Here is a 25191-nt window from a genome sequence, read left to right as displayed (position 1 = left end):
TTCACCATCATAGACACTCTCCAAAAGCCTTCACTTCTTCAGTTTTTCGAGGTGGTTGCTTAGATCTCCGGCGGAGATCTTCAGTTTCTTTGCAAGCCTAACTGGACGATGTGGTTCTCTGCTCACTTCTCTCAAAATAGCAAGTCTCTCCTTGCTGGCAAGTGCGTCAGAAAAATCTATACACTCCAACGCTCGTCTTTTTCTCTGAATGGTACTTCTATTCTGTCATAGCCAAGAATGAAAAGATACCTGTCTTTATTGATCATCAAACTTGCCTGGTCGAGACCAACCAAGAAAAGGAGAGACACTTAGTTCTAGAGTAGTGACTGTTTCAAGAACATCAAAAAGACTGACGACATTTTGACTCTCAAGGTATGATGTTCCATCATCTTCAACATGTCTTTCGAGCAATCTCAGATATTTCCGGTTAGATTTCCTTACATCATTCCTGATCTTATTGAAAACATTTTCAGGAACCATTCAAATAGATATAAGAGATCCTCTTTTGTCTGAGACGGGTTTTCAAGCAGTTCAAGGAGATTTGCTTTCTGAACAGATGATAAAATCGCGCTCTCAGTTATGAAAAGTAGCATCTCCTTCTCGTCTACGGTTTCTCTATCAACTCTTCAAACTGAGAATCATCTCTTTCTTTTATGTCCGAACCGAATCAAGTCCTGAGGAAACGTCCGAGTGCTCTTCTCAGAATTCTGCTTTGCAAAGCATCAATGAACCCATACAAAGAAACTATAATCACTCTTAATCATGAAAGAAAGACAATAGCCAGCATATTCAGAGTCATCGTTAAAGAAGGTTATAAAGATTCATACAGGAATTTGAACGCATTCTTGGCTGAATACAACGAAGGTTTGGGAAGAAGGTAAAGAAAGATGTTTCTGCGGAATGGCATTCATGGATCCTTCTCAACTAATCTGACAACCTTTGGCTGATCATCCAAGTGAATTATTGAGGCAGTTACCGATAGAGAAATAAGCACTGGAATGAGAATGCTCAGCCGATTGTTTTTGATTATTTATCCTTAATCAAACATGGTTCTTTTCTCTGTCTTCATCCTTTCCCTCTGTTAGAATTGTCATGCAATAAGGTTGAATTGTTCTCAAGCAGTGAAATAAGAACTATCAGAGGATACCAACAGTGAAAAACTCTTTCATTTTTTTGCGGCAATAAATAAATTAGGAAAAGACAAGTTAAGAGTGATATTCCTTAACAACCGCCTCTAAATGCTCCTGTTGAGATTTATTCTAATCTGTATTAGGTAGTAAGCTAGAGTAGAAAGGGGGATTTCGCCTTGGTGGGAAAGAAGCTGGATTCAGAAAACATTGGAAGATCTAATAGAAAGCTGATTCTTCATTTGTTGAGGAAGAGTCCTGTCACAACTAGACGAGACCTTGCAATTGCATCGGGTCTGAACCCCAGTACCATAACAAAAATAATAAAGGACTTTTTGTCTGTTGGGCTCTGTGAAGAAGTAAGAGCGGAGGAGACCGGTCGTATTGGAAGAAAGGCCATCGTTCTTCGCCTCAACAGAAAGGCCTTCATGTCTATTGTAATAGATATTGGCGTCGAAGAGACTACAGTAGGTAAAGGATTCTTCGATGGGTCTGTTTCGGTCATGAGCAAATTCAGAACACCTCCCGATTTCTCTGAGTTCATGAAAATTCTTGCCGAGAAGGTTTCGGTAATTTCCAAAAATATCCCTAAGTATAGATTTCTCGGTTACTCCGTATCAGTCCCTGGAATTGTCGATGTTGAGAACTCAAGAATAGTATACGTTCCTCATCTGAACTGGAAAGATCTTGTGCTCAAAGAAAGGCTATCCAGACGCTACCCTGTATTTCTTGACAATGAAGCAAATCTCTCTTTGATTGCCGAGAAGTGGAATAACCCCGCTCTTGCAAATGCAGGAGATATCGTTTTTGTATATGTGTCAGAGGGAATCGGGTGCGGGATAATGTTCGACGGGCAGATTTATAGAGGCCGGGACTACTCTGCAGGCGAATTGGGGCACATGACGGTTCAGACAGATGGGAAGCAATGTTATTGTGGAAACTTTGGTTGCTGGGAGACTATAGCTTCTACCGAAGCAATAGTTGGTCGGGCAGAAGAGATGGGATTTGCTCTGAGAGGAAGTAGTAACAACGAGAAGTATCTAGGTGTGTTGAGTTCGTCAGATCCAGAATATAAGTACCTTCTTGAGGAGGTTGAAAGAAGCCTGGGTGTAGGGATAATCAACATAGTTAATTCACTCGATCCCGAAGTTGTCGTTTTGGGCGGCGTCGCGTCAATGCTTCCCGAAAGATCTTTGCGCAACCTTGTTGATCTGGTCAATTCAAGGGTTCTATACGCCACCGGACAGAACATAAGAGTCATAAGAAGCGTACTTCACGAAAAGGGAAGAGCAAGTTCCAAGATGATTGGGGCGGCTCTTCACATAATTGATAAGAAGACCATCGATTTTGTTTAAAGGAGTACGACTATGAGCATTTTCTTAGGAATAGACATAGGAACAAACTCTGTGAAGGGAATAGCGGTCGACGAAAATGGGAGGATTATCGCTTCTTCCACGGAGGAGATCTCAATGGAGACGCCGAGGCCGGGCTGGGCTCAACAAAACCCCGAGATCTGGTGGAATGCAGCCGAAGTCGTCTTAAAGGATTTAGTTCAAAGAAACAGAGTTATTCCCGATGCGATATCAATCAGCGGACAGATGCATTCATTTGTCGCATTAGATGAAGATGGAGACGTTGTGTATCCGGCGATTCTCTGGTGTGATCAGAGAACTGAAAGACAGTGTGAAACAATTACCGAGTTGTATGGCGGGGAGAAAAAGATCGTTGAGAGATTTGGAAATCCTGTGTTGACAGGGTTCACGCTTCCCAAGATCCTCTGGCTTGCAGAAAACGAGCCCGATAAGTTCAGGAAGATACGTAAGTGGATGTTGCCAAAGGACTACATAGTCTTCAAACTCACAGAAAGATCTGTGACTGATTTCTCAGATGCATCCGGTACTTCTATGCTCGATCTTGATGGCAGTTTCGACAGAAGTATTATGGAGATCGTAGGTATTGAGGAGTCAGCAAGTCCGGAGTTGATCGAATCGGCCAAAATAGCGGGAACGGTAACAAGCGCTTCGCTTCCTGAGCTGAGAAACGTTCCTGTTGTAGTAGGTGGTGCCGACAACGCGGCATCGGCTTACGGATGCGGTGTCGAGAATCCGGGCGACGCAATGGTCAGTATCGGTACCTCTGGAACTGTTGTTGCACTGACTAGGAAGGGAAGACCCGACCCCAAAGGTGCGGTTCATCTCTTCCGGCATGTTACCGGCAATGACTTCTATCATATGGCCGTGATCTTGTCCGCGACAAACTCCTTAAACTGGTTCAAAGAGAGGTTTGGTGCGGGTCTCTCTTTCGATGCTTTGGAGAATCTAGTAAAAAATGCGCCGGCGGGTTCGAACGGAGTTGTGTTTCTTCCATACCTGAACGGCGATCGGACTCCTCATCGTGATCCGAATGCTAGAGGTACCATATTCGGCTTGTCATCCTTCCACAGCAAGGGGGATGTTTTCAGAAGCATCTACGAGGGTGTGGTTTATGCCTTGAGAGAAGGGGCTGAGCTGATTGAGGGCCTAGGATCAGACATGAATGATGTGAGAATCGTCGGGGGAGGTTCGAGAAGCGATACTTGGTGCCAGATAGTAGCAGATAACCTTGGGAAGACGATTTGGCTTCCCGAAGTCGATGAAGGTCCCGCGTACGGATCTGCTCGCCTTGCTTCTAAGGCATTGGGTCTGGATTCTTCATCGTGGATAAAGATGAAGAGAGAATACAGACCAAACGAAAACGCGAAGAGTGCATACGACAGGGTATTCAGGATATACAAGGATCTATATATTAGCATGAAAGAACGTTTCGGAGAGATTAGCCGCTTGCAGCAGGATATTGTCAACTGAAAGGAGGGACTGCAATGAGCATTTTCGACAAGATAGAGAGAATTCAGTACAAAGGGCCGGATAATCGCGACCCGCTTGCGTTCAGTTTCTACAACCCTGAAGAGACAATCATGGGGACCACTATGAAAGAGTATCTGAGATTTGCTGTGGCTTTCTGGCATACCTTCAAGGGTGATGGACTAGACATGTTCGGTCAGCCGACAGCGAGAAGAAGCTGGGACAGCGTTAAGGATCCTATGACTCTGGCAAAGCTTAAGGTCGATGCAGCGTTTGAGTTCTGCGAAAAGCTAAGCATTGACTACTTCTGTTTTCATGATCGAGATATTGCCCCTGAGGGAAATACTCTGCGGCAGACAAACAACAATCTCGATGAGATAGTGAGACATATTTCCGATCATCTAAAAACAAGCAACGTCGGAATACTTTGGGGAACGGCAAACTTGTTTGCGCACCCGAGATTCATGCATGGGGCTGCCACATCTTGCGATGCGGATGTCTATGCCTATGCTGCTGCTCAGGTGAAGAAAGCGATTGAAGTTACAAAAGAGCTGGGCGGTAAAAACTACGTATTCTGGGGAGGAAGAGAAGGGTATGAAACTCTTCTTAACACCAATATGAGTCTAGAGATAGAAAATCTTGCCAGATTCTTCCACATGGCTGTAGATTATGCGAAGGAAATTGGTTTCGAAGGCCAATTCCTGATAGAACCGAAACCCATGGAACCTACGAAGCACCAGTACGATTTCGATGTGGCAAATGCATTGTCTTTCCTGAGAAAGTACGGTCTTGAAGAGCACTTCAAGTTCAATGTTGAGGCCAATCACGCAACCCTTGCCGGACATGACTTTCAGCATGAACTGAGATTTGCCAGGATCAATGGTCTTCTTGGAAGTGTTGATGCAAACCAGGGAGACTTGCTTCTAGGATGGGATACGGACCAGTTTCCGACAGATGTCTACTCCACAACACTAGGAATGTACGAGATAATCAAGAACGGGGGTCTCAATCCCGGTGGTTTGAACTTCGATGCTAAAGTGAGAAGGGGTTCTTATGAAGAGAAAGATCTCTTTTCAAGCCATATAGCTGGTATGGATACATTCGCTCTGGGACTGAAGGCCGCCGCCAAACTCTTGCAGGAGGGCACGCTGGAAGACCTCTTGAAAGAAAGATACAGAAGCTTCGATTCAGGAATAGGAAAGGAGATTGAAGAAGGTAGAGCCAGCTTCAAGTCGCTTGAAGAATACATCATAGATAAAGAGAGTCCCCTTCCGGAGCCTTCTAGACAGGAGTATCTCGAAAGATTAGTCAACTGGTCGATCGTTTCTGCAGGTAGATAATTGGAGAACTCCTGAGCAATCTTGGAGAGCAGCTGCTTGAGACTGCTCTCCTTTCGGAATGTAGAGGAACCCGCTGAGTTTCTAGAGATGTCAGTGCGCGTTGCTATAGATCCGAATTTCGGTTCTATAAAAGGTTCACGCGTGAGAATGATTCGCGGGCGTTGACGTGAATCAGCCGGCGCAAGCAAGCATACACAAAGTACTTTTAAATGCCCACAGATTCTGTCAAAGAGGAAAACCGCAACAGCCACATCTTTAGTGTTTCGATTAGTTCAGCTCTTCTTAGGTTGTAACTCATATCTTCGTCTTTCCGTAATCTCGGCAGATGTGGATCTTCCAACCATTCCAGATCGACGTTGATACAGGCAGTTTAGCAAGCGAAATGCCAACAAAGCTCTCACGAGAAAGTACAGAACAAGCGCCTTGCTTAGGAAGTATAACTGCCTCTTTGTGATAGTTTTGTCATCACACACTCGCGATAACTCCATGCAGAATTTACTTGTGAAGGATTGATTTGCGCTGCTAGAGGTGAGAAGATTTCTCCAGCGTGTCTGGAGGAGGAACGTCATTGATAATCGATCTGTCGTTCAAAGACTTATATGGAAAGGCACTCGAAGTACAGGAGCTGTTTGATTCAGTTGAAGAGCTAACAAATCAAATCCGGATCGAAACCGGCTTAAGATGCCCCCCCTCCTGCAGAGAATGCTGTAGAACTCGCGGCGATGCTATTCAGGTAACAATCACCGAATTTCTTCCGCTTTCTTTGAAACTCTGGAATGAGGGTAGAGCCGAGCTGTTTCTTTCGACATTGGAGACCGTTTTGGACGACGATAGTTGTATTCTTTTTGAGAGCTCACCAGAATTGAGCAAGGAAGGCGGATGCACAGAATACAGATACAGGCCACTGCTATGCAGGATGTTTGGTTTTTCAGGTGTAATGGACAAGTTCGGTAAGGTAGTTCCGGCGATATGCAGGCTTTTGAAGACAAACTGTCCAGAATGTGTCAGCAAGCTACTTGAAAGGATTTCTGAAGGGTCGCGAATTCCAGTATTTTCCGAGTTCTCCAGTCGTATTCAGGGAGTTGATCCTTATATGGGAACAAGGACTTATTCAATTAACGTGGCTCTGAGAAGAGCGCTTGAGTATGTGGGCATGAGAGTTGACTACACGACAAAAGGTTTCGACAGAACGGCGTAAGTTCGTATTAGGGTCCCGATTTGAGTATCATAAACCAAGCTCTGGTAGTAGAATTCTTCTAAGAAGTCTTTGCGTTTGAGACTCAAAGAAAGAGGAGGCGCACGTATGAAAAGACTGTTCATTATTTTTGTGATGATTCTTGTTGCTGCTACCCTTTCTGCACAGCTCGGATTGAGGACTCTTACTCCCGAGCCTACAGAAACCATCGAAGCTACTGATTTGGAGGCGGTTCCTCCCGCTCCGGAAGGGTTGCCTGCTCTTACTCTAAGAACTGTAGATTCACTACTGGTAACCTTCAGAGAAGGGTGGAAAGGCCCGGATGATCCTGCGTGGAAGACCGAGACAATTGGCACTTCGAAAATAATGATACCCGATAGTTACTCGATCTTCCAGGAGAAGATGGGTTTGAACTACGACGCTCAAATCTTCGATGAAGACAACGCTTTGTTCGGTAGGCTCTTCTTCTATCAGCTTGAGTCTTATGAGCGTGAAGAGTTGGTTGAGGCGGTGGTCGCTTCTCTTTATGGCGAGAGCGCTTCGACTGACAGGGCATATGAAGAGACAGTAGAACTTGAGAGCGGGCTCGTTGCTTATCTTGCATCATTAAAGGTGAAACCGGAAGCAGAGTATCCATTCATTGCCGTGTACTATCCATCTGAGGAACTGGATGTGACGGAACCGGGACCGGTAACGATGTTCGTTTTCGAGCTCGCGAATTACCAAGGTTCAGAACTCGAAATGGCGAAGGAAATCATTTCCAAAATCGTTGGAAGCTTTATCGATGTGGAAGAAGAATTGGAAGAAGAAGTAGTTGTTCCTGAATTGGAAAAGAGTGAACATACAGATCTTTTCGTCAAAATGATCGACTCACTTCTCAAAGAAGATGATATTGATATCAATATTGATGACTGGCTAGAGGTTGAAGGCGACTATTTCGGATTCTTGATGCCGCCAGAATTCTCAGTGCAGTTTTACCTTTCCGACTATTTTGAGGTGGCCGATTTAGGATTGCGTGGAACTATTGTCGGCAAGCTTTTTGTCGGTGAGACAGACGAACCTACAAGTACTGAAGGCGTACTTAATGAGCTCGTTTATGAGTATCTTGGTGGATTTGGTAATTTCGAGGTAGTTGATAGCTATTCTGGAAATATCGGTCGGGAGTCAACGGTAAACGTTTTCGCTCTGGACTTCTCTGGACAACTCTGCTGGATAGCACTGTTCTCCGAATCTGTTGATGCCGAAGTGTTCGGTCCAGGAGAGTACTTTGCTTTGGTTGGACTGGCCGATTCGCAGGATGCAGAAAACTGGGCTAAATGGTACACCGGAATTCTCGCAACGCTAGACTTCTAGTTCGTTTGCAAATGACGATTCGACAGGCGCACCTGAGAAGGGGCGCCTGTCTTTTTGGTTTACTTTCAAGGGAAGTTAGTCAGTTACTGGTCAGTTTTCTCGGCAGTTTCTTTCTCTTCGGTGTCGAAAAGCCACTGTAGGAATTGTAAAAAACCGCTTCCGGCAGACTTTATAGCGCTCTTAAGAGCATCCGCAGCTGTACTTGCTTCTTTTCCGTAAACTGTAATTCCAGAAGAGTTCTTAGTGTGATCCTCAAAGGATGCTAGGTTCTCTTTCAGATAGTTAGTGAGAGACCTCTCTTCCTGAAGCTCTCTCCTAAGCTGTTCGTTCTCCTCTTGAAGGGTGTGAACTCTTTCTCGAAGTTCGGATACTTCTTCGGAGAGAGAACTTTTGGAGTCCGCTTTTCCTGTAGCCCTGTGCGCGGCTTCAACAACTGTCAGACCTTGCGAAGTGAAACCGGGCATCTTCTTGACGACTTCAACCACTTCCTCATTGACTTCATCAATCAGTCCTTCTTCAATGAGGACCTTAACGTAGTTCCTCACCGTTTCGTATTTTATTCCACTTGCTTCAGAGAGTTCTTTGAAATTCACCTTAGGTCCCCCCAACAGAAGCGTCTTTGTTTTCATACTCAGTATATCAGAATTGGGAAGATAGAGCGGAGTGTTGTTGAGTTTGAGCGTTTGACGATATCCTTTTGCCAGTAATTTGATATGATTAGCATAGGTCAAAGAGCAAAGCGAGGAGAGAAGCATGAAAAAAGCATTACTGATTTTCATTTCAACCTTTGTCGTACTTACTGCACTATCAGCAGTCTTCATGGAAGAGGAATTGACTGCAGAACAATTCGGTTTCGTTGGAGATCTGAAGAGTGTCAGAGTCGAAATCGCCAGGTTAGGTGCCCAGTTACTGGTTTCGGAACCCGAGACGCTTTCTTTTAGCGAGTCGGGTTTGCTGATCGCCAGTGAAAGAAGTAGTATGAAGATCATCTACGTTTATGACGAGTTTGACAGGCTCGTCAGGAAGGAATTCATAGACGATGAAGGTGAGGTCTTCCAGACGGTTGAAGTAATCTATGACGATGAATTCTATGAAGCCATTGCCTTTGACGGCACTGGGAATGAACTTGAGAGAACTCGTTACTGGTTGGATTTGGTCGAAAGAACGCTTTCCTTTTCCATATCAACGGAAACAGGGTCTTCAACTAACACTCTCTACTTCGACGACAGCGGAAGAAAGACAAAGAGTTATTCCATTGTTAGAGAGAGCGTTGAAGACCTTGGAACGGATGTGAATATAGTCGTTGAGAGTAGATTCACTTATGATCTGAACGGATTCCTCAAGAGCGAGACTACCATAGTAAGAATCAGAAAAGAAGGCATGGAACACTCCACTGAATACCGAACGAGGGTTGACATACTTCTGAGAGACGAAAACGGCAACCCCACCCGTGAGCTTAGAAGAACGGAATTTCAAGATGGCTCCAATCCTCCTGAGGAGTTCATTTACTCAAGAGAGTTCATATACTATTGATTCGGATGATGTGTAACATATGTTACCGATACAGCCCCCTCAGCGGATGTAAGATAGTTATGATAGCGAAGGAGGGATTCACTTGTTCTGTTTTCAGTGTTCAGAAACGATGAAGGGAACAGGGTGCACCGTCAAAGGTGTTTGTGGAAAAGAGCCGGAAGTGGCAAATCTTCAAGATCTTCTCATCTGGATTCTAAAAGGAACTTCGTTTTGGGGAGTGAAAGCGAGAGAAGTCGGGATAAACGATTCCGACACAGGCCTCCACATCGCTGAAGGACTGTTCACAACAATAACAAATGTCGACTTCGATCCTGTGAGTCTTGGTAAGAAGATCGATAAGGCTCTGGCCGCAAGAGACAGGATCGAAATGATGTTCAGAGAATCATTCAAGAGAGTACATGGTAAGGAGTTTGACGGAGAAGTTCCAGAAGCCTGCACCTGGAGAGTCTCCGGTGGGCTTGATGTTTACGAAATGAAAGGTGCCGAAGTTGGCGTTATGGATACAAGAAATGAAGACATCCGATCACTCAGGGAGCTTCTTACTTACGGACTTAAGGGAATCGCCGCTTACACTGATCACGCGTACATTTTGAAACACTCGGAAAGTTCGATCCTTGATTTTCTTCAGGAAGGAATGGCGGCCTGTCTCGACGATTCGCTAAGTGTCGACGACTATGTGTCCCTTGTTTTAAGAGCAGGAGAGTATGCGGTGAAGGCTATGGCCTTGCTGGATGAAGCGAATACGACAAGCTACGGAAATCCCGAAATAACTTCCGTATATACGGGAACAGTTGAGGGACCTGGAATTCTGGTGAGCGGACATGATCTCCTGGATCTCGAAGAACTCCTGAAGCAGACCGAAGGAAAGGGAATAAACATCTACACTCATGGCGAAATGCTCCCTGCAAATGCCTATCCGAACCTTAAGAAGTTCAATCACCTAAAGGGGAATTTCGGTACATCCTGGTACAATCAGCAGAAGGAATTTGAAGAGTTTGGAGGTCCTATTCTAATGACCACGAACTGCATTCAGAAACCGAGGGACTCTTACAAGGAGAGAATATTCACAACGGGCCTTGTCGGTTGGCCGGGCGTTGCACATATCCCTAACAGGATGGATGGTAAGCAGAAGGACTTTTCGCAGATCATAGAAGAGGCTCTCAAAATCGGTGATATAGGTGCCAGACCAGGTAAGACTATTGTTGTGGGTCTTGCTCATGATCAGCTTTCCAAAGTGTCGGATAAGATAATCGACGCGGTCGAGTCGGGGGCGATAAAGAAATTCGTGGTAATGGGTGGCTGTGACGGTCACTCGAAAGAACGCGAGTATTATACTGAACTCGCCGAGAAACTGCCTGACAATATGGTTATCCTGACTGCAGGTTGTGCAAAGTACAGATATAATATGCTTGATCTTGGCGATATCGGTGGTATACCGAGAGTTGTAGATGCGGGCCAGTGTAATGACTCGTACTCACTAGTGGTGACGGCTCTCAAGCTCAAAGATGCCTTTGGACTTGATGACATAAACGATCTGCCGATAGAGTACGATATCGCGTGGTATGAGCAGAAGGCGGTTGCCGTTCTTCTCGCACTTCTCTACATGGGAGTGAAGGGAATACGTCTTGGACCGATTCTTCCCGCATTCGTATCACCTAACGTTCTCAAGGTTCTTGTGGATAACTTCGATATAAAACCAATTACGACGGCGGAAGAGGATCTCAAAGCTATTGTTGGTTAGTCTGTGGCAAGATAAAGAAGAACCATCCATAACAAGCCTTGAGTAAGATTAGGCTCAATATCTCCCAAGCCGGGCGCCGCTAAGTGCCTGGCTTTGTCGGACCCAACGAAGTGTGGGACGGAACCGATCACCTTGGTAACTTGGGTCTCCCCCCCCCCGAGCCACTCTCGTCCTATGGAAACATGATGTCAATTAAGGGAGTATGTTTATTACTCCCAGAACAAGCGCTGCAAGCGACGAGATAACAGCTACCGTCAACCAGATATTATTCGTCCTTTTCAGTGATGCGATCTCGCGCGCTGTTTCTTCTCCAACTCGCTTAACTGCCTCTTCAGTTATTTCAGTGATCTCATCCCTGGTAACAATTACCGCCGTCAGTTCCGATGACAGACTCCTGAGTTCCTGCGCGGTTGCGGCTAGCTCTTCCTTCGTTTTGGATAGATCATTCTGGAGCCGTTGAATTGCCTTCAGATTACTATCTATTGCAGCAACCGAGCCATCAAAATTCCCCTTCATACTGTCGAGATCTACGGATACAACTCCCAGAGATTCTTCGAGAAGTTCTATCGAACGATCAAGGTCAACCAAAAGGGTTCTTACGTCCGAGAGCTCAGAGTTTAGTTCTCCAATACTCCCGGTCAACTCATCGTATGCTTCTCCAAAAACCTCTACAGATACTCCTGCGGGCGGAATCGATTCTCCGAGACTTATCAAATCTGAGTTGAATCTCACGAATCCCCTAGACAAACTGTCGACTATTCCGCGGAGTTCAAGTATCTCGGTTTCGAGTTCAGCGAAGTTTATTGCTCCGGTTCCAAATACACCGATTTCGAGATCTTCAATCTTTTCCTCAAGAACCTCCAAAGTACCTTCGATTGAAGAACGATGTTCCTCGAGAGTATCAATTCTATTAGAGAGAGTTTTGGCAGTTGATTCTGAAGCGGTTAGTCTAGCTCTTATCTCTTCTAGAGCAGCTAGCGACAGTTCAGTAGCCGATACTCTCTCTTCGATGTACAAGAGAGTCTCAGATAATGAACTAACTCTTTCCATCTGAGCTAGAGAAATCTCTGAAACGTATTTTGACAATCCATCGAGTTCCAAAGCCACTTCATTCAGAAGCTCACTATTATTCAGGATGGCTTCGGTGTTGGACTCAAACATTGTTTCAACAACCTCAAATCGATTATCCAGAACATCCAACTCCATTACTAGTCTTTCGTGGATTGATTCTATTTCGCCCGAGTGTTTTTCAACAGAGTTTTCCAGCTCTTCAAATCCATATTTCATTGCTGACAAGACTTCGGAGATCTCATCAATTTTCTCGTTTATGGATAGAATAACTGCAGAGTCCGTCTGTTCTGCTGCAGAGGCTCTCACATCCTCAATCGAGTCCTGAAGGCTATTCACTCTGTCGTTAAGATGGCTTTGTGATGCTGCAAGCGTTTCTATTCTAGAAATCTCGTCACTCCATTCTACAAGTGATAAATAGAGTCGTTCGAGCGAATCACTGAGTTCTTCGAACTCAATTCTAAGCACAGGATTATCGACAACCGCATCTTCGAGAGAAACAAGCCTGTTTTCTATCGATACTGCGAATTCTTCAATGTCGAAAGCTCCCCTGTCAACCGCTGCTTTGTATTCTGCCAGCGCGACTTGAGTATCCAGAAATAATGTGTTTAGCCTCCTGAACTGTAGGTTCAGTCCTTCGACGTTGTCCTGAAGGAAGTTGAGTCTGTCGTTAAGATCGGCCATGCCTTCAACTATTGAATCGTAATCATATGTCTCCTGGACGTCAACTACCGGCGTTGTTTCATCAAGGGTTACGGGTGCCATCTCGACTATCTTTCCAGGTTCTGTGGTCTTCACTCTCCACGGGAGAAGAATCTGTTGTATTCTTATGTCCATAAAGTAGTCCTTAACTTCTGATTTTGAAGTCAATACCAGAACTCCACCAGATGGAAGGGAAAAGGGTAACTGCAAGGGCACGGAGAGATCTTCAACTTTGTAGATTTGATAAGGGACTCTCTCTTCGCTTTCGCTGTCAATTATCGCAACGTTGTTCACTTCTAAGTCCATCACTCTCGTAGATCTGATGATTAGTATGCCCAGCAGATTCTGATCGCCGATAACCTTTGATTCGGAGTCGGTAGCAGCATAAGCAGGAACGAATCTCGCATCAAAGCCAGCTCCAGAGAATGAAACGAAGTCATCACTCCTTGACAAGAGACTGTTGAACAACTCATCATATTCTTGGGCCAGGGTAACTACCGAGATCAAGACAATTAGAAAGATAAGAACTTTTTTCATAAGCATACCTCCTGCCAGACGGCCGCTTGGCCAGCGAATTCCTTCAAACAGACTGTACTTCCATTTGCTTCGGGACCCAATGTGTTTCACTTCCCTATAATGTTAAGTATAACAACGTGAGCCATATAATTCAGCACTCTACTAATCGAAACTTCCAAACACAGTCTATCGGAGACAAACACCCTAAGAAACAGCTAATTTTCGAGCATATTTTGGTTTGAAGTACTGATATTTTTTCACACGTCACCACTGTCTGCATTTTACCATTGCCACCAAATGATTAACCAAGCCTCTTTCACCTGTGATATACTGTCAGTGAGATTTTCAGCGGAGTGTGTCGCTCTTGAATAAACAACCAGCAGAATTTGCACTAAGCGGCGAACGTATCGTCTGGATTGATGTTGCCAGGGGTTTTCTTATGGCACTGGTGATTATGTATCACACTCTCCCCCCTCAGATAGTTGCTAATCTAATAAACCCGGCGGCCTGCACCTTCTTCTTTCTTTCCGGTCTTTTCTCTAAGGAACTGCCAATTAGGAAGGGCGTAAAGAAGAGGCTTAAGCAGCTAATGGTGCCTTACTACACAATGGCCGGGTTCAACATACTAATCTGGCTGATCGTCAAACTGCTGGTGACGCGAGAAGAACTAAATTTCTCCATTGGCTCAGTTTTGGTGAATGTTCTGACCGTTCGTACTGCCGTGGGGATAATTCCACTGAACATCATTCCATTATGGTTTGTTCCTGCCGTTTTCGTCACGGAGATCTACTATTCAGTTCTGAAGAAGCTGAATATTCTACCGATTGGAATTGTTCTAGGTTTCGTGTCGATGTTCTTCTTCTACGGGGCTCTGCCCTTCAAAATTGATGTTGCGCTTGCCGTGCTTCCATATTTTGCCGTTGGTAAAGTGGTGAAGTCATTGGGACTTTCTTCAAAAAGAATCCCTGTTCTCCTTACGGTAACTGCATGTGCATTATTCGTTTCAACAGCTGCTTTTTCTAACGAAGTCTATCTGATGGAAGACTACTTCGGCTCGTCACCTCTTCTATACGTAATTGCTGCACTGGTTGGGATAATAGCTGTATGCGGTCTAGCTCAGATTCTTGAGAAGGTCAAGCTTGCGAGGTCTATCCTCTCTCTCTTTGGCAAACATACTCTTTTCATACTAGGTTATCACATAGCCGCAGGTTTTCTCGTCTATCCCATATTCGATGTGTTCGGGGATCCGATTGAGATCATGCAAAGGTTTTGGTATATATACTGGTTTATGAACATGGCTGTGATCTATCTGATGATCAGATTAATCCCCAAACCGGCTATGATGATTATGTCAGGCACCTTCCTGGTGAAACGCAGGAGTCTTTCCACAGAATTAGTTTAGTGAGAATGATGAGATGAATTGCTTCAGAGTATGCGAAGAGTCAGTTTCGACTTGCAGTTTTCGAGACTTATTTGATAACACACAGCGGGCCGCTGTGCACATCAGATTCCGTTGTAGAAGACGGGAAAGTTCATGTTTTTTAAGGGCTATTTCCTTTAGTTTGTTCAGTCTGGATGATAACAGATGATCGCTGGGAATGCTTTATAAATAAAAGAGATTCTCCACCAAACGGAATCCACTCGTAGCGAATGACATTCCGGTGACTTTTGTTCTGTTATTCCTGGCCAATAACTAGACAATTGGAGGTCGATCTTTCAGAGAATCTGAGAGTGCTGTCAAAGAGAGTCCTGTTTAGAAAAGGTGATTCTAGCTCTTATACTATTTGTTGATCCAACCGTAAAACTTTACTCTGCATATCGCCCTCTGTCCGGTGACTATCAAAAAATGGTATCATCCTATTTGAAGGCGTGTTTCGGGAGGGATTCCTATGACTGCGTTACTGATCATTATTGCTGTTTTGTTAGGCTATGTTGCTTATAGGCTTATCCTGAGAGAGGGGGGTATATTCCTTGGACCTTATGAGTTTAAGTTCAGGAAAGACCCTGGTCCCGACGAGTTTCTACAACGTTTGAAAGAGCTTCAGCAGGGGAAACAGGATTTCGAGAGTAGGTTGGTGTTGAGTGCAGCCACCAGTAAGTTTCCTAATAACATTGAGTTTTTCAGGCTTGCAATGGACAAAGTCTTCACAGATCTCAAGACGGCCCAGACAGAGAAAGAAGTAGAAGAAATATTCACGCGTGGGGAAAGCCTCATAAAGGAATTTGGAGCGGCTTCCGGCACAGACTCCATATCGCTTCTAACCGAGTATTCGAAGCGACTGGTACAGGCACAGGAAGAGTTTTACTCTTTAAGAAAGGAAAGAGATCTTGAGATCGAGAGAAGACAGCGGGAGAGAAATGAAGAGATTTTGAAAGAGCTCGAGAACATTCTGGAAGGTATCAGAGCGTCAAATGATGAGATGGCCATAAGGGATGCTATGAACAATGCCGCAAGACTTGAAACGGGTATGGACCTCTCGCTGGTCGATGAAAGCCAGAATGAAAGATACAGAGATGTGAAAAACGGCTTCTACAAAATGGCTGAAGAAAAGGTTGAGTCTCTGAGAAGTGCAAGGTACTCCAGATACAACAGAAAAGCGATAGAGAGGTTGAAGAAGCTCCTTGATGAGTTCACTGAGAATGAGAAGGAACTTTCCAGAAGCGGGAGTTCACTCCCTGTAACCTTGAAAGAATACATTGGAACACTGAACACCTCTTATTTCGATGGTCCAACTATGCAGTACTTCAATTACGTCTACGGTTATATTTTCTCGTTGATAGATGAAGATCTGAAGTTTGAAGTAACTAGAATCATGGCCGAGACGGAAAAGGATACTCTTGATATATGAGCGGTGAGAAGAGGATTCGGCTCAAGAGTACTGGAATCCAGCCTCGCTTCGATTTCCAGATGGAAAGGAAAGGTCAGATCCCCGAAAAAGACGATCTTAAAGGCGCGCTCGAGATTTTCGACAACTCTCTTCCTGTTAAGAGAGCAAACGAATATTCAGTTGAGAGCTTGGTCTCGCTGTCAAGTATAAGAAAGATATATGAAAACCTGGAAAAGAAGCTCGAGATGCAGAAGAGAAGTTTGGAGCCTCACAGTGTAGTTATGAAAGAGGAAGAAGTGACTCTCGTTGAGATAATTCTTAAAGAGACTCCGCTGAAGCAATGGTACACGACCGGAAAGACACTTGGAAGTCTGGCTTCGATTGGCGCAAAAGTCGCTCTTCAACTCCTAAAAAACAAGAAGGACGAAAGGATTTTCAATAGGCTCCGCCTGCTTGAAATAGAGGTGATTCATCGAAAACTGGAAGAGAACACCTAACCTTCATTGACTTCTATAAAGCCTTCAAGAGCTCTACCAATCTTAAGACGACAGCCTCCTTGTTGAGAGAGAAATACATCATTTGATTCATCTTCTCCACGCTGACCATACCTGCTTCACGTAAGATGTCGATGTGCTCTCCAATCTCGAAATTAGAAAGATCTGACGCTCTTGCGAGCTCATGTCCGGAAGATTGGCCCATCGATAGATGCCTAATTATGGCGAGTCTTTTCTCATGAGCAAGAGCATCAAAAGTATCGTCAGACGTTTCCAGCTGATTCTTGGGAGTGGTCATTACCTCTCTGAAGCGGAATCCCACAGTATACATATCTTCCTTTACAAAAGGTATTGCTGCGTTTGAGACCAGGAATTCGGAGAAGTAGCTGGGACAAATCACAGTTTTTTCGAGTTCTTCATAACTCGTATAGTCGATGTTCTTTATGAGTGTCTTCAGAAACTTAATGCCGGAAGCTTCAATCTCTTTCTTCAGATCAGTTACTACTTTTGGAAGCGTCCTTTCGAGCTTTGGTTCTATCACAGAAAATGAGTTTTCGTAAAACCACTCATACAAGTAAATGAAGTCCTCTTTGGCCTTCTCCGGACCAGAAAGCATCTCGAAGAGAACGGCTTTTCTTTCCGGAGAGAATGACATGTCTTTCGAGACAAAGAGAAGCATTTCATTGTCGTTTTCAATTATTCCTTCGAAGGTGTTAATATCTACCGCGCCTTTTCTCGGACCGTAACCGGAATAAATGAAATGAGCAAAACCCTTTCGGGCATTTCTCTTAAGTGTTCAATTAGCTGTCTTGCATTTTTGAGGCTGCTGTGCGTAATATCCGGAAGAAAGCACATTCCAAAAAAAAGTCTCCCAAGCAAAGAACTCCTTTAGCTACTCAAGTATGTCCGGAGTGAAAATACTCTTTGTTTCGGAAACCCAGTTTTGAATATCCCTATTTGGTTCAAACTTGCCCTTATAGAGTGAAGACTCAAACAACTCATGAAATCTCTCGTTGTTATTCAATCTGAACAAACCATGGAGAAGATCGCAGGCTGTGCTGGAGCAAACTTCCACTTTGTCAATCCAGTTCAAAACTTACCACCCCCCAAGACTCACACTAACGCGAATTGTCTATCACTATAAAGCGAAGAACAACATGAATCTCATTGATAAATGGATGTCTCTTTCTGTCCAAGCACTTGCAACACGATTCTATCAGAATGAACTACAGTATGAGCAGACTGACCGCCATGACCGCCATTCCGGCTATTAATCCCGATATGGAGAGATGGTGTTCTCCATACTTCTCTGCCGAAGGAAGGAGTTCATCTAGAGATATGTAAACCATTATCCCTGCAACTCCGGCAAAGACAATCCCGAATGCAATGTCGGTGAAAAGGATATTTATCAGCGTAAATCCTATCAAAGCGCCAGCCGGTTCTGCCAGACCCGAAAGAAATGAATACATGAAAGCCTTCTTCCTGCTTCCCGTTGCGTGATATATCGGAACAGCCACAGCGATCCCTTCTGGGACATTGTGGATTGCTATCGCAACCGCAATAGGTACCCCAAGCGACGGATCCTTCATGGCAGCAAGGAATGTTGCGAGCCCTTCAGGAAAGTTGTGGACAGCAATGGCAAACGCAGTGAAAAGCCCCATTCTCAAGAGAGTTTTGTTTTTGGCTTGCATTTCATCTACGTCTCTCATTTCGTGAGGATTCTCTGCGGAAGGTACAAGGAAGTCGATCAGGGCAATAATGCCTATACCTCCGAAGAAAGCGATTACATTAATCCAGTCGCTTATGCCACTTCCCACAGACTTCTGGAGAGATTCACCGCTCTTTACAAAGATCTCGACGAAGGATACGTATATCATTATACCGGCGGAGAAGCCAAGCGAAACTGAAAGAAACTTTGTGTTGGTTTTTTTTGCGAAGATCGCAAGAATACTGCCGATCCCGGTGGAAAGCCCCGCAAAAACAGTCAAAAAAAACGCTGGCCAGAAATTGTCAAGTTGCATCGCAATCCTCCATATAGTCCGCTAGAAAGATTATACATTTCTTCACTGGTTTGGCGGTCATTCTGCATAGATTTTTGATGAGCCAAAAGATCTAAAGAAGACGCGCTCTGGGCGCGTCTATTCAAGATCACTTAACTGACTTCATGCCTTCTTCTATGGCACGGATATTCAAATCTACGAGTGCTGCTTTTCTTCCTGTTAGCTTTTTCTCCAGTGCCTTTCTTACTCCATCGAGAGTGACCGTTCCGGCCCTGCCAAGGTATGCACCAAGAACTACCATATTTGCAACCTTGAGATTACCGAGCTTCTCAGCGACCGAGTTTGCATCGATCTTGACGACAGAAATATCGTTTCTACTCGTATCTCTATCAACAACAGATGTGTTTATCACCATGAGTCCGCCAGGTTGAATCTCCTTCTCGAACTTCAGAAGAGAAGGGATGTTCATTACTATCAACTCGTTTGGAGTATTCGTAATAGGTGAGCCAATCGGCTCATCGCTAACGACAACCGTGCAGTTCGCAGTCCCGCCTCGCATTTCAGGACCATATGACGGTAGCCAGGTAGTGTGCTTGTTGTCGAACATTCCCGCCGTTGCAAGAATCTGTCCTATCAGCATCACTCCCTGTCCCCCAAATCCCGCAGCAACCAAGAGATGCTCACTCATTTGAAATCACCGACCTTGTCGACAAATACCCCGACGGGATACTCTTTCTTCATGTTTTCATTTAGCCAGTTGATTGACTCCACCGGGTTGAGGCCCCAGTTTGTCGGGCAAGTCGAAAGAACCTCGACCAATGAGAAGCCCAGCCCTTTTTGTTGTGCGACAAAGGCCTTCTTTATTGAAGCCTTTGCCTTCCTAACTTCCTGAGGAGAACTCACAGCCACTCTTTCCAGATAGACAATTCCGGCGGTTTCTTTCAGCAATTCTGAAACATGAATCGGAAACCCTTCCGTCTCTGCTTTTCTCCCATACGGAGAAGTAGTGGTTTTCATTCCAAGCAAGGTCGTCGGTGCCATCTGGCCGCCTGTCATACCGTAGATCGCGTTGTTGACGAAGATCGTGGTGATCTTCTCGCCTCTATTTGCGGCATGAATTATCTCGGCGGTTCCTATGGCCGCGAGGTCTCCATCTCCCTGATACGTGAATACGATTCTATCAGGCATCGCTCTTTTCATTCCCGTAGCTACTGCTGGAGCCCTTCCGTGCGGGGCAACGGTACCGTCTACATCAAAGAACTGATAGGCGAAGACTGAGCATCCAACGGGAGCAACCATTAGCGTCTTTCCTTGAATGTCGAGTTCATCAATTACTTCTGCTATGAGTCTATGGATAATGCCGTGGTGACAACCAGGGCAATACGAGAATTCGTTTCTAGCAAGTGACTTTGGTCTCTTGTAAGTAGCCTGTTCCATACAATCACCTCATCCTATAAGTCTGACGAGTTCTCTTAACACTTCGTCAGGCGTTGGAACCATTCCTCCGGTTCTTCCATAGAAATGAACCGGAAGAGTTGCTTCGACTGCAAGGCGAACGTCCTCGACCATCTGCCCCATAGACATTTCCACATCCAGACAGAATTTCTTTCCTCTTGCCGCCTCTTTTAACTCTGCGTATGGAAACGGCCACAACGAGATTGGTCTGAACAATCCAACCTTGATTCCCTGTTTCCTTGCCATTTTCACTACACTGCCTAGAATTCTTCCCATCGTTCCATAGCCGACTAGAACGTAATCTGCATCATCAAGATCATGAGACTCATATCTGACTTCCTTTGCTTTTATCTCATCGTATCCCTTGTGGACAACGATATTCATCTCTTCAAGTCTTACAGGATCGATATCAAAGGAAGTTACCTTATGAGGTTCCCTTCCTTCTGTTCCCCTCAATGCCCAACTGGAATGGTCGTTGATTCCATCAAGTTTGACAAACTCGGGGAAGACAACAGGCTCCATCATTTGACCAAGCATTCCATCTGCAAGAATCATTACCGGAACTCTGTAATTGTCAGCTAAATCAAAAGCAGACTCCATAAGATCTACCGCTTCCTGGATGCTGCCGGGCGCTAGAACTATCAAATGATAGTCACCATGCCCCCCGCCCTTCGTTGACTGGAAGTAGTCACTCTGTGCTGGCTGAATATCTCCCAGTCCAGGTCCCCCTCGTACAACGTTCACAAAAACCGTAGGAAGCCTTGCTCCAGCAATATAAGATACCCCCTCTTGCATGAGGCTGTAGCCGGGACTCGAAGTTGAAGTCATAACTCTGTGACCAGTGCTTGCGGCTCCGTAAACCATATTCACCGCCGCTACTTCGCTCTCGGACTGAAGAAATACGCCGCTTACTTCAGGCATTCGCCGAGCCATATACTCTGTAAACTCCGATTGAGGAGTAATCGGATAACCAAAATACAACCTACAGCCGGCCCTTATTGCAGCTTCAGCCATTGCTTCGTTACCTTTAACCATCATTTTTTCGGCCATCTAATTTTCCCCCCTATACTTCTGCTGTCTCTTTGAAGACAGTTATTGCGGTATCGGGACACATCATGTAGCAGAATCCGCAGCCAATGCAATTCTCGAGATCATGCTGCTGTGCCGGATGATAGCCCTTGGAGTTGAACTTCTCAGAGAAGCTCAGCACTTTCTTAGGGCAGAAGTTGATGCATAGACCGCAGCCCTTGCATCGCTCTTCGTCTACTTTCACGAAGTCTTTACTCATTTTCTACCTCCCATGAATTCTTCATATACTTCTCAATCCAAAATTGATCGAACATCCCATTTCCATTTCTCGTTCCGTTCATCAGAACAGTGAAGGCCACAGGTGTTGAGACCCTCTCGGATAATAGCTTAACGAACTTCTCTCCTTCGATAATATTCTCGTCTGTCGTCTCAGATCCAATATTTGAGTTGTTGACCAAATAGTTGATCTTCATTCTAGACTTCTCTTGAAGTCTCAGGAAGTGAGAAGCCGCGTTTTCGACTGTGTCGTTGAACGGCCTGAAGGGATTTATGACATAGTAAGTCTCACAGTCCTCTTTCGGTAGTCTCGTGCTCAGTGAAGAGAGTACTATTGCTCCGTCATCGTTCCCTCCAACGTCGAGGATGACCCTGTAATCCGGATTCTCAACGTGACCGAATACCTCTGCCGGAATTATCGGCAAGTCGGCATGGGCCAGCGTGCCTTTGGGAGCTACGATTTTAACCCCAAACTTAGAAAAGCTCTCTCTCATGTCGCGGGATCTATAGTATGGACTTATAGTATCGATGTCGGCGAGGGCCACCCTTTCTCCTCTATCGGCAAGCAGTCTAGCGACATTCAAAGATACTTCGGTCTTGCCGCTGCCAAACATACCCATGAAGATAAGCACTTTCTTAGAAAACTTCATTCTGCTCTCCTGTACTCTTTTGCCATTTCATTTCCTTCAAGGACTCTCAAACAGGCAACGGCAAGGGACAGCTCCTCATTTCCTCCCGGAACAACATCTATTGGCGCGAGAAAGGACAGCTTCTCGGTCAGCCATGGGACCATGAACCTTCTGTCATAGGCTATTCCTCCAGTAATTATGATAGAGTCGACATCACCGCTCAAGGCAGCAGCCATTCTTCCGGCCCACTTAACTATCTGATAGGCCATCGCTCTGTATGCAAGTTCTGCCTTCTTATCACCATCAACAATCGCCTGCTGGATCTTCTGGCAATCGTTAGTTCCGGTGTAGGCAAATAGTCCGCCCTTTCCCTTGATAAGCTTTTTTACTTCTTCCTTTGAGTATCGCCCTGAATAGCATAGCTTTATAAGACCTGTAATCGGAAGTGTTCCGGCTCGCTCAGGACTGAAAGGGCCGTCCCCGTTCAAAGCATTGTTCACATCGACAACCCTTCCTCTCCTGTGAGCCCCAATGGAAATCCCTCCACCCATGTGGATGACAACGAAGTTCATTTCATCGTACTTCTTTCCATATCTCGAAGCCACTTCTCTCGCCACTGCCTTCTGATTAAGAGCATGGAAAATCGACCTTCTCGAATAGTCCGGATGACCTGTGAGTTTGGCGACGGGTTCCATTTCATCAACGACTACTGGATCTGCAATGAATGCCGGGATTTCCCTGCCACTTTCTCTAGAGAGTTCATTAGCGATTATGGCTCCTAGATTAGAGGCGTGCTCACCATACTTGGCAGATCTGAGATCATCTATCATTGCTTCACTAACCGCGTATGTGCCGCCTTCGAGAGGTCGGAGCATACCGCCTCTTCCGATTATTGCGTCTATTTCACTGAGAGGGTGTCCTGCTGACTCCAGAAAGTCGACTATCAATTTCTTTCGGAACATTCGCTGTTCATATAGTGAAGAAAATCTGTTCAAATCGTCGGAAGAGTGTCTTATGGTATGTTCACTTATCATCTCCAGGTTTCTGAAGAGTGCAAGTTTTGTTGAAGTAGATCCTGGGTTTATAACGAGTATGACAGGCATCATATCACTCCTGCAAGAAGAACATTCAAAGCGATGGATTGGAGTTTTGTCCTGGCGGAATCGGCTCTAGAGGTAAGTACTATTGGTGCTTTACCTCCAACTATGGTACTGGCAAGCTGACTGTCGCAGAGGAATGCCATGGTCTTGTAGAATATATTCCCTGCTTCAATGTCAGGCATAACTAGAATATCTGCGTCTCCAGCTACAGAACTTGAAATACCCTTGTGCTCGGCAGCTTCACGAGATACTGCATTATCTAGAGCAAGGGGCCCATCTACCTCAACATGACCAAACTGACCTCTCTTAGCCATCTGTGAAAGTACCGCCGCATCGAGAGTTGCGGACATCTTCTGATTTACGACCTCTATAGCGGCAATAACTGCCACCTTTGGCTTGTCGATCTCCAGAACCTTTGCAACTGAGGCAGAGTTGACTATCGAATCTCCCTTTTGACCCAAATCAGGGGCAATAACCATCCCGGCATCAGTAACGAGAAGAAGTTTATGGTATCTCTTTGTCTCGAATATAGTGACCAAATTCATCGTTCTTCCTGTCTTGAGACCATAATCATCCTTCAAGAATACATTAAGGAGTTCGCCGGTTTTTACGTTTCCTTTCATCAGGATTTCGGCTTCCTTGAACGAAACAGCTCTTACGGCCTTCTCGATCGATTCTATCTTTGAAGAACAGTCAACTACAGAAAGCTTCTCGTGAAAGCCGATCTCCTCATTGATAGCTTCAATCTTGTTCTTGTCGCCGAACAATATGAACGATGCAATGCCCTCGTCTGCGGCCTCTTTCGCTGCTGAAAGTACCACAGGATCTTCAGCAGCAGCAACAGCGATTACTCCAGGATTCACCTTTGCACGGTCGATTAGCTGTGCAAGACTTGTGATCATGTTGCCACCTCCGGATCAAACTCCTTCGCAGTTTCTATTCCTCTAAGAACTCTCTGTGCGCCAAGAGCGAGAGAAAGAAGCTCGTTCTCTCCAGGCTCGATGACGACCAGAGCGAATTTCCCAACGTAACTCTTTATCTTCTGAACGAACTGGGAGTTGTATGCCATACCGCCTGTCAGAACGATTGCGTCTATTGAGCCGCCTGCTAGCGCGACCATGCCGCCAATTTCCTTACCTATTTGATAAGCCATTGCATCAACGACAAGAGCTGCCTCGGGATCACTCTCTGACATCTCCAGGGCCTTTCTAAGGTCGTCTGTACCTAGATATGCCCGCAACCCTCCTGTCTTCAGGTATCTATCTAAGAGTTCCTTCTCGGTGTATCTCCCGGCGAAACACATCTCAGCAAGATCGGCGACCGGGAGTTCTCCCGTTCTAGTTGGACTGAAAGGGCCTTCGTCAGTAGCGTTATTGACGTCGACCACTCTGCCCTTTAGCTGTAGCCCGACCGAAATGCCCCCTCCCAGGTGAGCGATCACCAGGTTCAGGTTATCGACATCTCTACCCAGATCTGCAGCAACCTGTCTTGCGGCGGCCTTCATGTTCAGCGCGTGAAGTCTCGAGATTCTCGGCAGTTGAGGAAGACCTGATAATCGTGCCTCTTCACAGAATTCGTCTACAGAGATCGGGTCCGTTACAAAGACCGGGACTCTTCCTTCTGAGAGGCGAAAACCTATGGGAGCAGCGAGATTAGAGGGATGTTCTACTTCAGCATGGTGCAGAAGAAAGTCAACCATTCTCTCGTTCACTCTGTATGTTCCGCTTTCAAGCGGGGGCAAGATTCCTCCCCTACAGGCTATTGAGTCAAAATCAAGCTCGATCCCTTCGTTTCGCAAGAAGGACTTGATCTCTTCTACCCTTTCCTGAATATCATCATCAACTTCCTTCATCATAGGGACATGCTGAATAGATCCCCTGGCGATCTCGGTATCGTCATTGTAGACAGCAATCTTAGTTGAAGTGGAGCCGGGATTTATGGCCAAGATCTTCATTTAATCACTCC

The 25191-nt window shown here is 45.3% G+C and carries 24 protein-coding genes; 10 read left to right on the top strand and 14 right to left on the bottom strand.

The genetic code is table 11. The features are described 5' to 3' along the window. Positions 1-30: 30 nt before the first annotated feature. Positions 31-126 (bottom strand): hypothetical protein, encoded by a 96-nt coding sequence (locus tag B3157_RS06760; protein ID WP_258006229.1) that lies wholly within the window; start codon positions 124-126, stop codon positions 31-33. Between the two features lie 1183 nt (positions 127-1309). Between B3157_RS06760 and B3157_RS06755 the strand changes: the two genes are divergently transcribed. The 5 genes from B3157_RS06755 to B3157_RS06735 all read left to right on the top strand — a co-directional run bounded on the left by B3157_RS06755 (position 1310) and on the right by B3157_RS06735 (position 7855). Further along, positions 1310-2482 (top strand): ROK family protein, encoded by a 1173-nt coding sequence (locus tag B3157_RS06755; protein WP_292589887.1) that lies wholly within the window; start codon positions 1310-1312, stop codon positions 2480-2482. 12 nt (positions 2483-2494) lie between these two features. Continuing rightward, a complete protein-coding gene (xylB, locus tag B3157_RS06750; protein WP_292589833.1) occupies positions 2495-3970 on the top strand; it encodes a xylulokinase in 1476 nt (491 codons plus the stop codon). A 14-nt stretch (positions 3971-3984) separates the two neighbouring features. Further along, positions 3985-5307: a xylose isomerase gene (gene xylA / locus B3157_RS06745; protein WP_292589832.1), complete on the top strand. Its 1323-nt coding sequence runs from the start codon at positions 3985-3987 to the stop codon at positions 5305-5307. A gap of 568 nt (positions 5308-5875) precedes the next feature. Next, a complete protein-coding gene (locus B3157_RS06740) occupies positions 5876-6505 on the top strand; it encodes a YkgJ family cysteine cluster protein (protein ID WP_165775318.1) in 630 nt (209 codons plus the stop codon). 105 nt (positions 6506-6610) lie between these two features. Next, positions 6611-7855 (top strand): hypothetical protein, encoded by a 1245-nt coding sequence (locus B3157_RS06735; protein WP_214061088.1) that lies wholly within the window; start codon positions 6611-6613, stop codon positions 7853-7855. An 83-nt stretch (positions 7856-7938) separates the two neighbouring features. On the opposite strand, the gene B3157_RS06730 is transcribed toward B3157_RS06735, so the two are convergent. Next, positions 7939-8448 carry a winged helix-turn-helix domain-containing protein gene (locus B3157_RS06730; protein WP_243392195.1) on the bottom strand — a complete coding sequence of 170 codons (510 nt, stop codon included), beginning with the start codon at positions 8446-8448 and terminating at the stop codon, positions 7939-7941. A 160-nt stretch (positions 8449-8608) separates the two neighbouring features. Between B3157_RS06730 and B3157_RS06725 the strand changes: the two genes are divergently transcribed. After that, on the top strand, positions 8609-9388 hold the full coding sequence (locus tag B3157_RS06725) for a hypothetical protein (RefSeq protein WP_214061086.1): 780 nt from the start codon (positions 8609-8611) through the stop codon (positions 9386-9388). Positions 9389-9470: 82 nt separating this feature from the next. Next, a complete protein-coding gene (gene hcp, locus B3157_RS06720; RefSeq protein WP_214061085.1) occupies positions 9471-11129 on the top strand; it encodes a hydroxylamine reductase in 1659 nt (552 codons plus the stop codon). Between the two features lie 192 nt (positions 11130-11321). Here hcp and B3157_RS06715 read toward each other — a convergent pair whose 3' ends face one another. After that, positions 11322-13436, bottom strand: a complete 2115-nt coding sequence (locus tag B3157_RS06715; protein ID WP_214079102.1) for a hypothetical protein — start codon at positions 13434-13436, stop codon at positions 11322-11324. Positions 13437-13779: 343 nt separating this feature from the next. On the opposite strand from B3157_RS06715, the gene B3157_RS06710 reads away from it, so the two are divergent. The 3 genes from B3157_RS06710 (at position 13780) to B3157_RS06700 (ending at position 16740) form a co-directional block, all read left to right on the top strand. Continuing rightward, on the top strand, positions 13780-14817 hold the full coding sequence (locus tag B3157_RS06710) for an acyltransferase family protein (protein ID WP_292589831.1): 1038 nt from the start codon (positions 13780-13782) through the stop codon (positions 14815-14817). A gap of 487 nt (positions 14818-15304) precedes the next feature. Further along, a complete protein-coding gene (locus B3157_RS06705; protein ID WP_292589829.1) occupies positions 15305-16264 on the top strand; it encodes a hypothetical protein in 960 nt (319 codons plus the stop codon). 59 nt (positions 16265-16323) lie between these two features. After that, on the top strand, positions 16324-16740 hold the full coding sequence (locus tag B3157_RS06700) for a hypothetical protein (protein WP_292589827.1): 417 nt from the start codon (positions 16324-16326) through the stop codon (positions 16738-16740). Positions 16741-16753: 13 nt separating this feature from the next. On the opposite strand, the gene B3157_RS06695 is transcribed toward B3157_RS06700, so the two are convergent. The 11 genes from B3157_RS06695 to buk (B3157_RS06645) form a co-directional block, all read right to left on the bottom strand. Beyond that, positions 16754-17416: an ArsR/SmtB family transcription factor gene (locus tag B3157_RS06695; RefSeq protein WP_292589825.1), complete on the bottom strand. Its 663-nt coding sequence runs from the start codon at positions 17414-17416 to the stop codon at positions 16754-16756. Between the two features lie 213 nt (positions 17417-17629). Beyond that, positions 17630-17830 (bottom strand): hypothetical protein, encoded by a 201-nt coding sequence (locus tag B3157_RS06690; RefSeq protein WP_214060456.1) that lies wholly within the window; start codon positions 17828-17830, stop codon positions 17630-17632. Between the two features lie 133 nt (positions 17831-17963). Then, on the bottom strand, positions 17964-18758 hold the full coding sequence (zupT, locus tag B3157_RS06685) for a zinc transporter ZupT (protein ID WP_214079105.1): 795 nt from the start codon (positions 18756-18758) through the stop codon (positions 17964-17966). A gap of 127 nt (positions 18759-18885) precedes the next feature. After that, the gene (locus tag B3157_RS06680) at positions 18886-19425 is read right to left on the bottom strand and encodes a 2-oxoacid:acceptor oxidoreductase family protein (RefSeq protein ID WP_099828645.1); all 540 of its coding nucleotides are present in this window, start codon (positions 19423-19425) and stop codon (positions 18886-18888) included. Beyond that, positions 19422-20174 (bottom strand): thiamine pyrophosphate-dependent enzyme, encoded by a 753-nt coding sequence (locus B3157_RS06675; protein ID WP_099828644.1) that lies wholly within the window; start codon positions 20172-20174, stop codon positions 19422-19424. The genes B3157_RS06680 and B3157_RS06675 overlap by 4 nt, the downstream gene beginning before the upstream one ends. 9 nt (positions 20175-20183) lie before the next feature. Then, entirely contained in the window at positions 20184-21242 is a 1059-nt protein-coding gene (locus B3157_RS06670; RefSeq protein WP_099828643.1) for a 3-methyl-2-oxobutanoate dehydrogenase subunit VorB, read from the bottom strand. A 13-nt stretch (positions 21243-21255) separates the two neighbouring features. After that, complete coding sequence (locus B3157_RS06665; RefSeq protein ID WP_099828642.1) at positions 21256-21480, bottom strand: 4Fe-4S dicluster domain-containing protein; 225 nt, start codon at positions 21478-21480, stop codon at positions 21256-21258. Then, complete coding sequence (locus tag B3157_RS06660; protein ID WP_214061132.1) at positions 21473-22147, bottom strand: cobalamin biosynthesis protein CobQ; 675 nt, start codon at positions 22145-22147, stop codon at positions 21473-21475. The genes B3157_RS06665 and B3157_RS06660 overlap by 8 nt, the downstream gene beginning before the upstream one ends. Next, positions 22144-23229 (bottom strand): butyrate kinase, encoded by a 1086-nt coding sequence (gene buk, locus B3157_RS06655; protein WP_214061133.1) that lies wholly within the window; start codon positions 23227-23229, stop codon positions 22144-22146. Before buk (B3157_RS06655) ends, B3157_RS06660 begins: the two co-directional genes overlap by 4 nt. Further along, positions 23229-24128 (bottom strand): bifunctional enoyl-CoA hydratase/phosphate acetyltransferase, encoded by a 900-nt coding sequence (locus B3157_RS06650; RefSeq protein ID WP_214061134.1) that lies wholly within the window; start codon positions 24126-24128, stop codon positions 23229-23231. Before B3157_RS06650 ends, buk (B3157_RS06655) begins: the two co-directional genes overlap by 1 nt. Then, the gene (buk, locus tag B3157_RS06645; RefSeq protein ID WP_214061135.1) at positions 24125-25180 is read right to left on the bottom strand and encodes a butyrate kinase; all 1056 of its coding nucleotides are present in this window, start codon (positions 25178-25180) and stop codon (positions 24125-24127) included. Before buk (B3157_RS06645) ends, B3157_RS06650 begins: the two co-directional genes overlap by 4 nt. Positions 25181-25191: the final 11 nt, after the last annotated feature.

This window comes from Mesotoga sp. UBA5557 (assembly GCF_002425715.1).
Classification (GTDB): domain Bacteria; phylum Thermotogota; class Thermotogae; order Petrotogales; family Kosmotogaceae; genus Mesotoga.
This window is presented reverse-complemented; position numbering and strand designations above follow the sequence as displayed.

What these genes read in the sequence shown, in the direction of transcription:
- xylB (WP_292589833.1), top strand. Translation starts at nt 2,495, where the DNA reads ATGAGCATTTTCTTAGGAATAGACATAGGAACAAACTCTGTGAAGGGA.
- xylA (WP_292589832.1), top strand. Translation starts at nt 3,985, where the DNA reads ATGAGCATTTTCGACAAGATAGAGAGAATTCAGTACAAAGGGCCGGAT.
- B3157_RS06735 (WP_214061088.1), top strand. Translation starts at nt 6,611, where the DNA reads ATGAAAAGACTGTTCATTATTTTTGTGATGATTCTTGTTGCTGCTACC.
- B3157_RS06725 (WP_214061086.1), top strand. Translation starts at nt 8,609, where the DNA reads ATGAAAAAAGCATTACTGATTTTCATTTCAACCTTTGTCGTACTTACT.
- B3157_RS06715 (WP_214079102.1), bottom strand. Translation starts at nt 13,436, where the DNA reads ATGAAAAAAGTTCTTATCTTTCTAATTGTCTTGATCTCGGTAGTTACC.
- B3157_RS06705 (WP_292589829.1), top strand. Translation starts at nt 15,305, where the DNA reads ATGACTGCGTTACTGATCATTATTGCTGTTTTGTTAGGCTATGTTGCT.
- B3157_RS06700 (WP_292589827.1), top strand. Translation starts at nt 16,324, where the DNA reads ATGGAAAGGAAAGGTCAGATCCCCGAAAAAGACGATCTTAAAGGCGCG.
- B3157_RS06695 (WP_292589825.1), bottom strand. Translation starts at nt 17,416, where the DNA reads ATGCTTCTCTTTGTCTCGAAAGACATGTCATTCTCTCCGGAAAGAAAA.
- zupT (WP_214079105.1), bottom strand. Translation starts at nt 18,758, where the DNA reads ATGCAACTTGACAATTTCTGGCCAGCGTTTTTTTTGACTGTTTTTGCG.
- B3157_RS06680 (WP_099828645.1), bottom strand. Translation starts at nt 19,425, where the DNA reads ATGAGTGAGCATCTCTTGGTTGCTGCGGGATTTGGGGGACAGGGAGTG.
- B3157_RS06675 (WP_099828644.1), bottom strand. Translation starts at nt 20,174, where the DNA reads ATGGAACAGGCTACTTACAAGAGACCAAAGTCACTTGCTAGAAACGAA.
- B3157_RS06670 (WP_099828643.1), bottom strand. Translation starts at nt 21,242, where the DNA reads ATGGCCGAAAAAATGATGGTTAAAGGTAACGAAGCAATGGCTGAAGCT.
- B3157_RS06665 (WP_099828642.1), bottom strand. Translation starts at nt 21,480, where the DNA reads ATGAGTAAAGACTTCGTGAAAGTAGACGAAGAGCGATGCAAGGGCTGC.
- B3157_RS06660 (WP_214061132.1), bottom strand. Translation starts at nt 22,147, where the DNA reads ATGAAGTTTTCTAAGAAAGTGCTTATCTTCATGGGTATGTTTGGCAGC.
- buk (WP_214061133.1), bottom strand. Translation starts at nt 23,229, where the DNA reads ATGCCTGTCATACTCGTTATAAACCCAGGATCTACTTCAACAAAACTT.
- B3157_RS06650 (WP_214061134.1), bottom strand. Translation starts at nt 24,128, where the DNA reads ATGATCACAAGTCTTGCACAGCTAATCGACCGTGCAAAGGTGAATCCT.
- buk (WP_214061135.1), bottom strand. Translation starts at nt 25,180, where the DNA reads ATGAAGATCTTGGCCATAAATCCCGGCTCCACTTCAACTAAGATTGCT.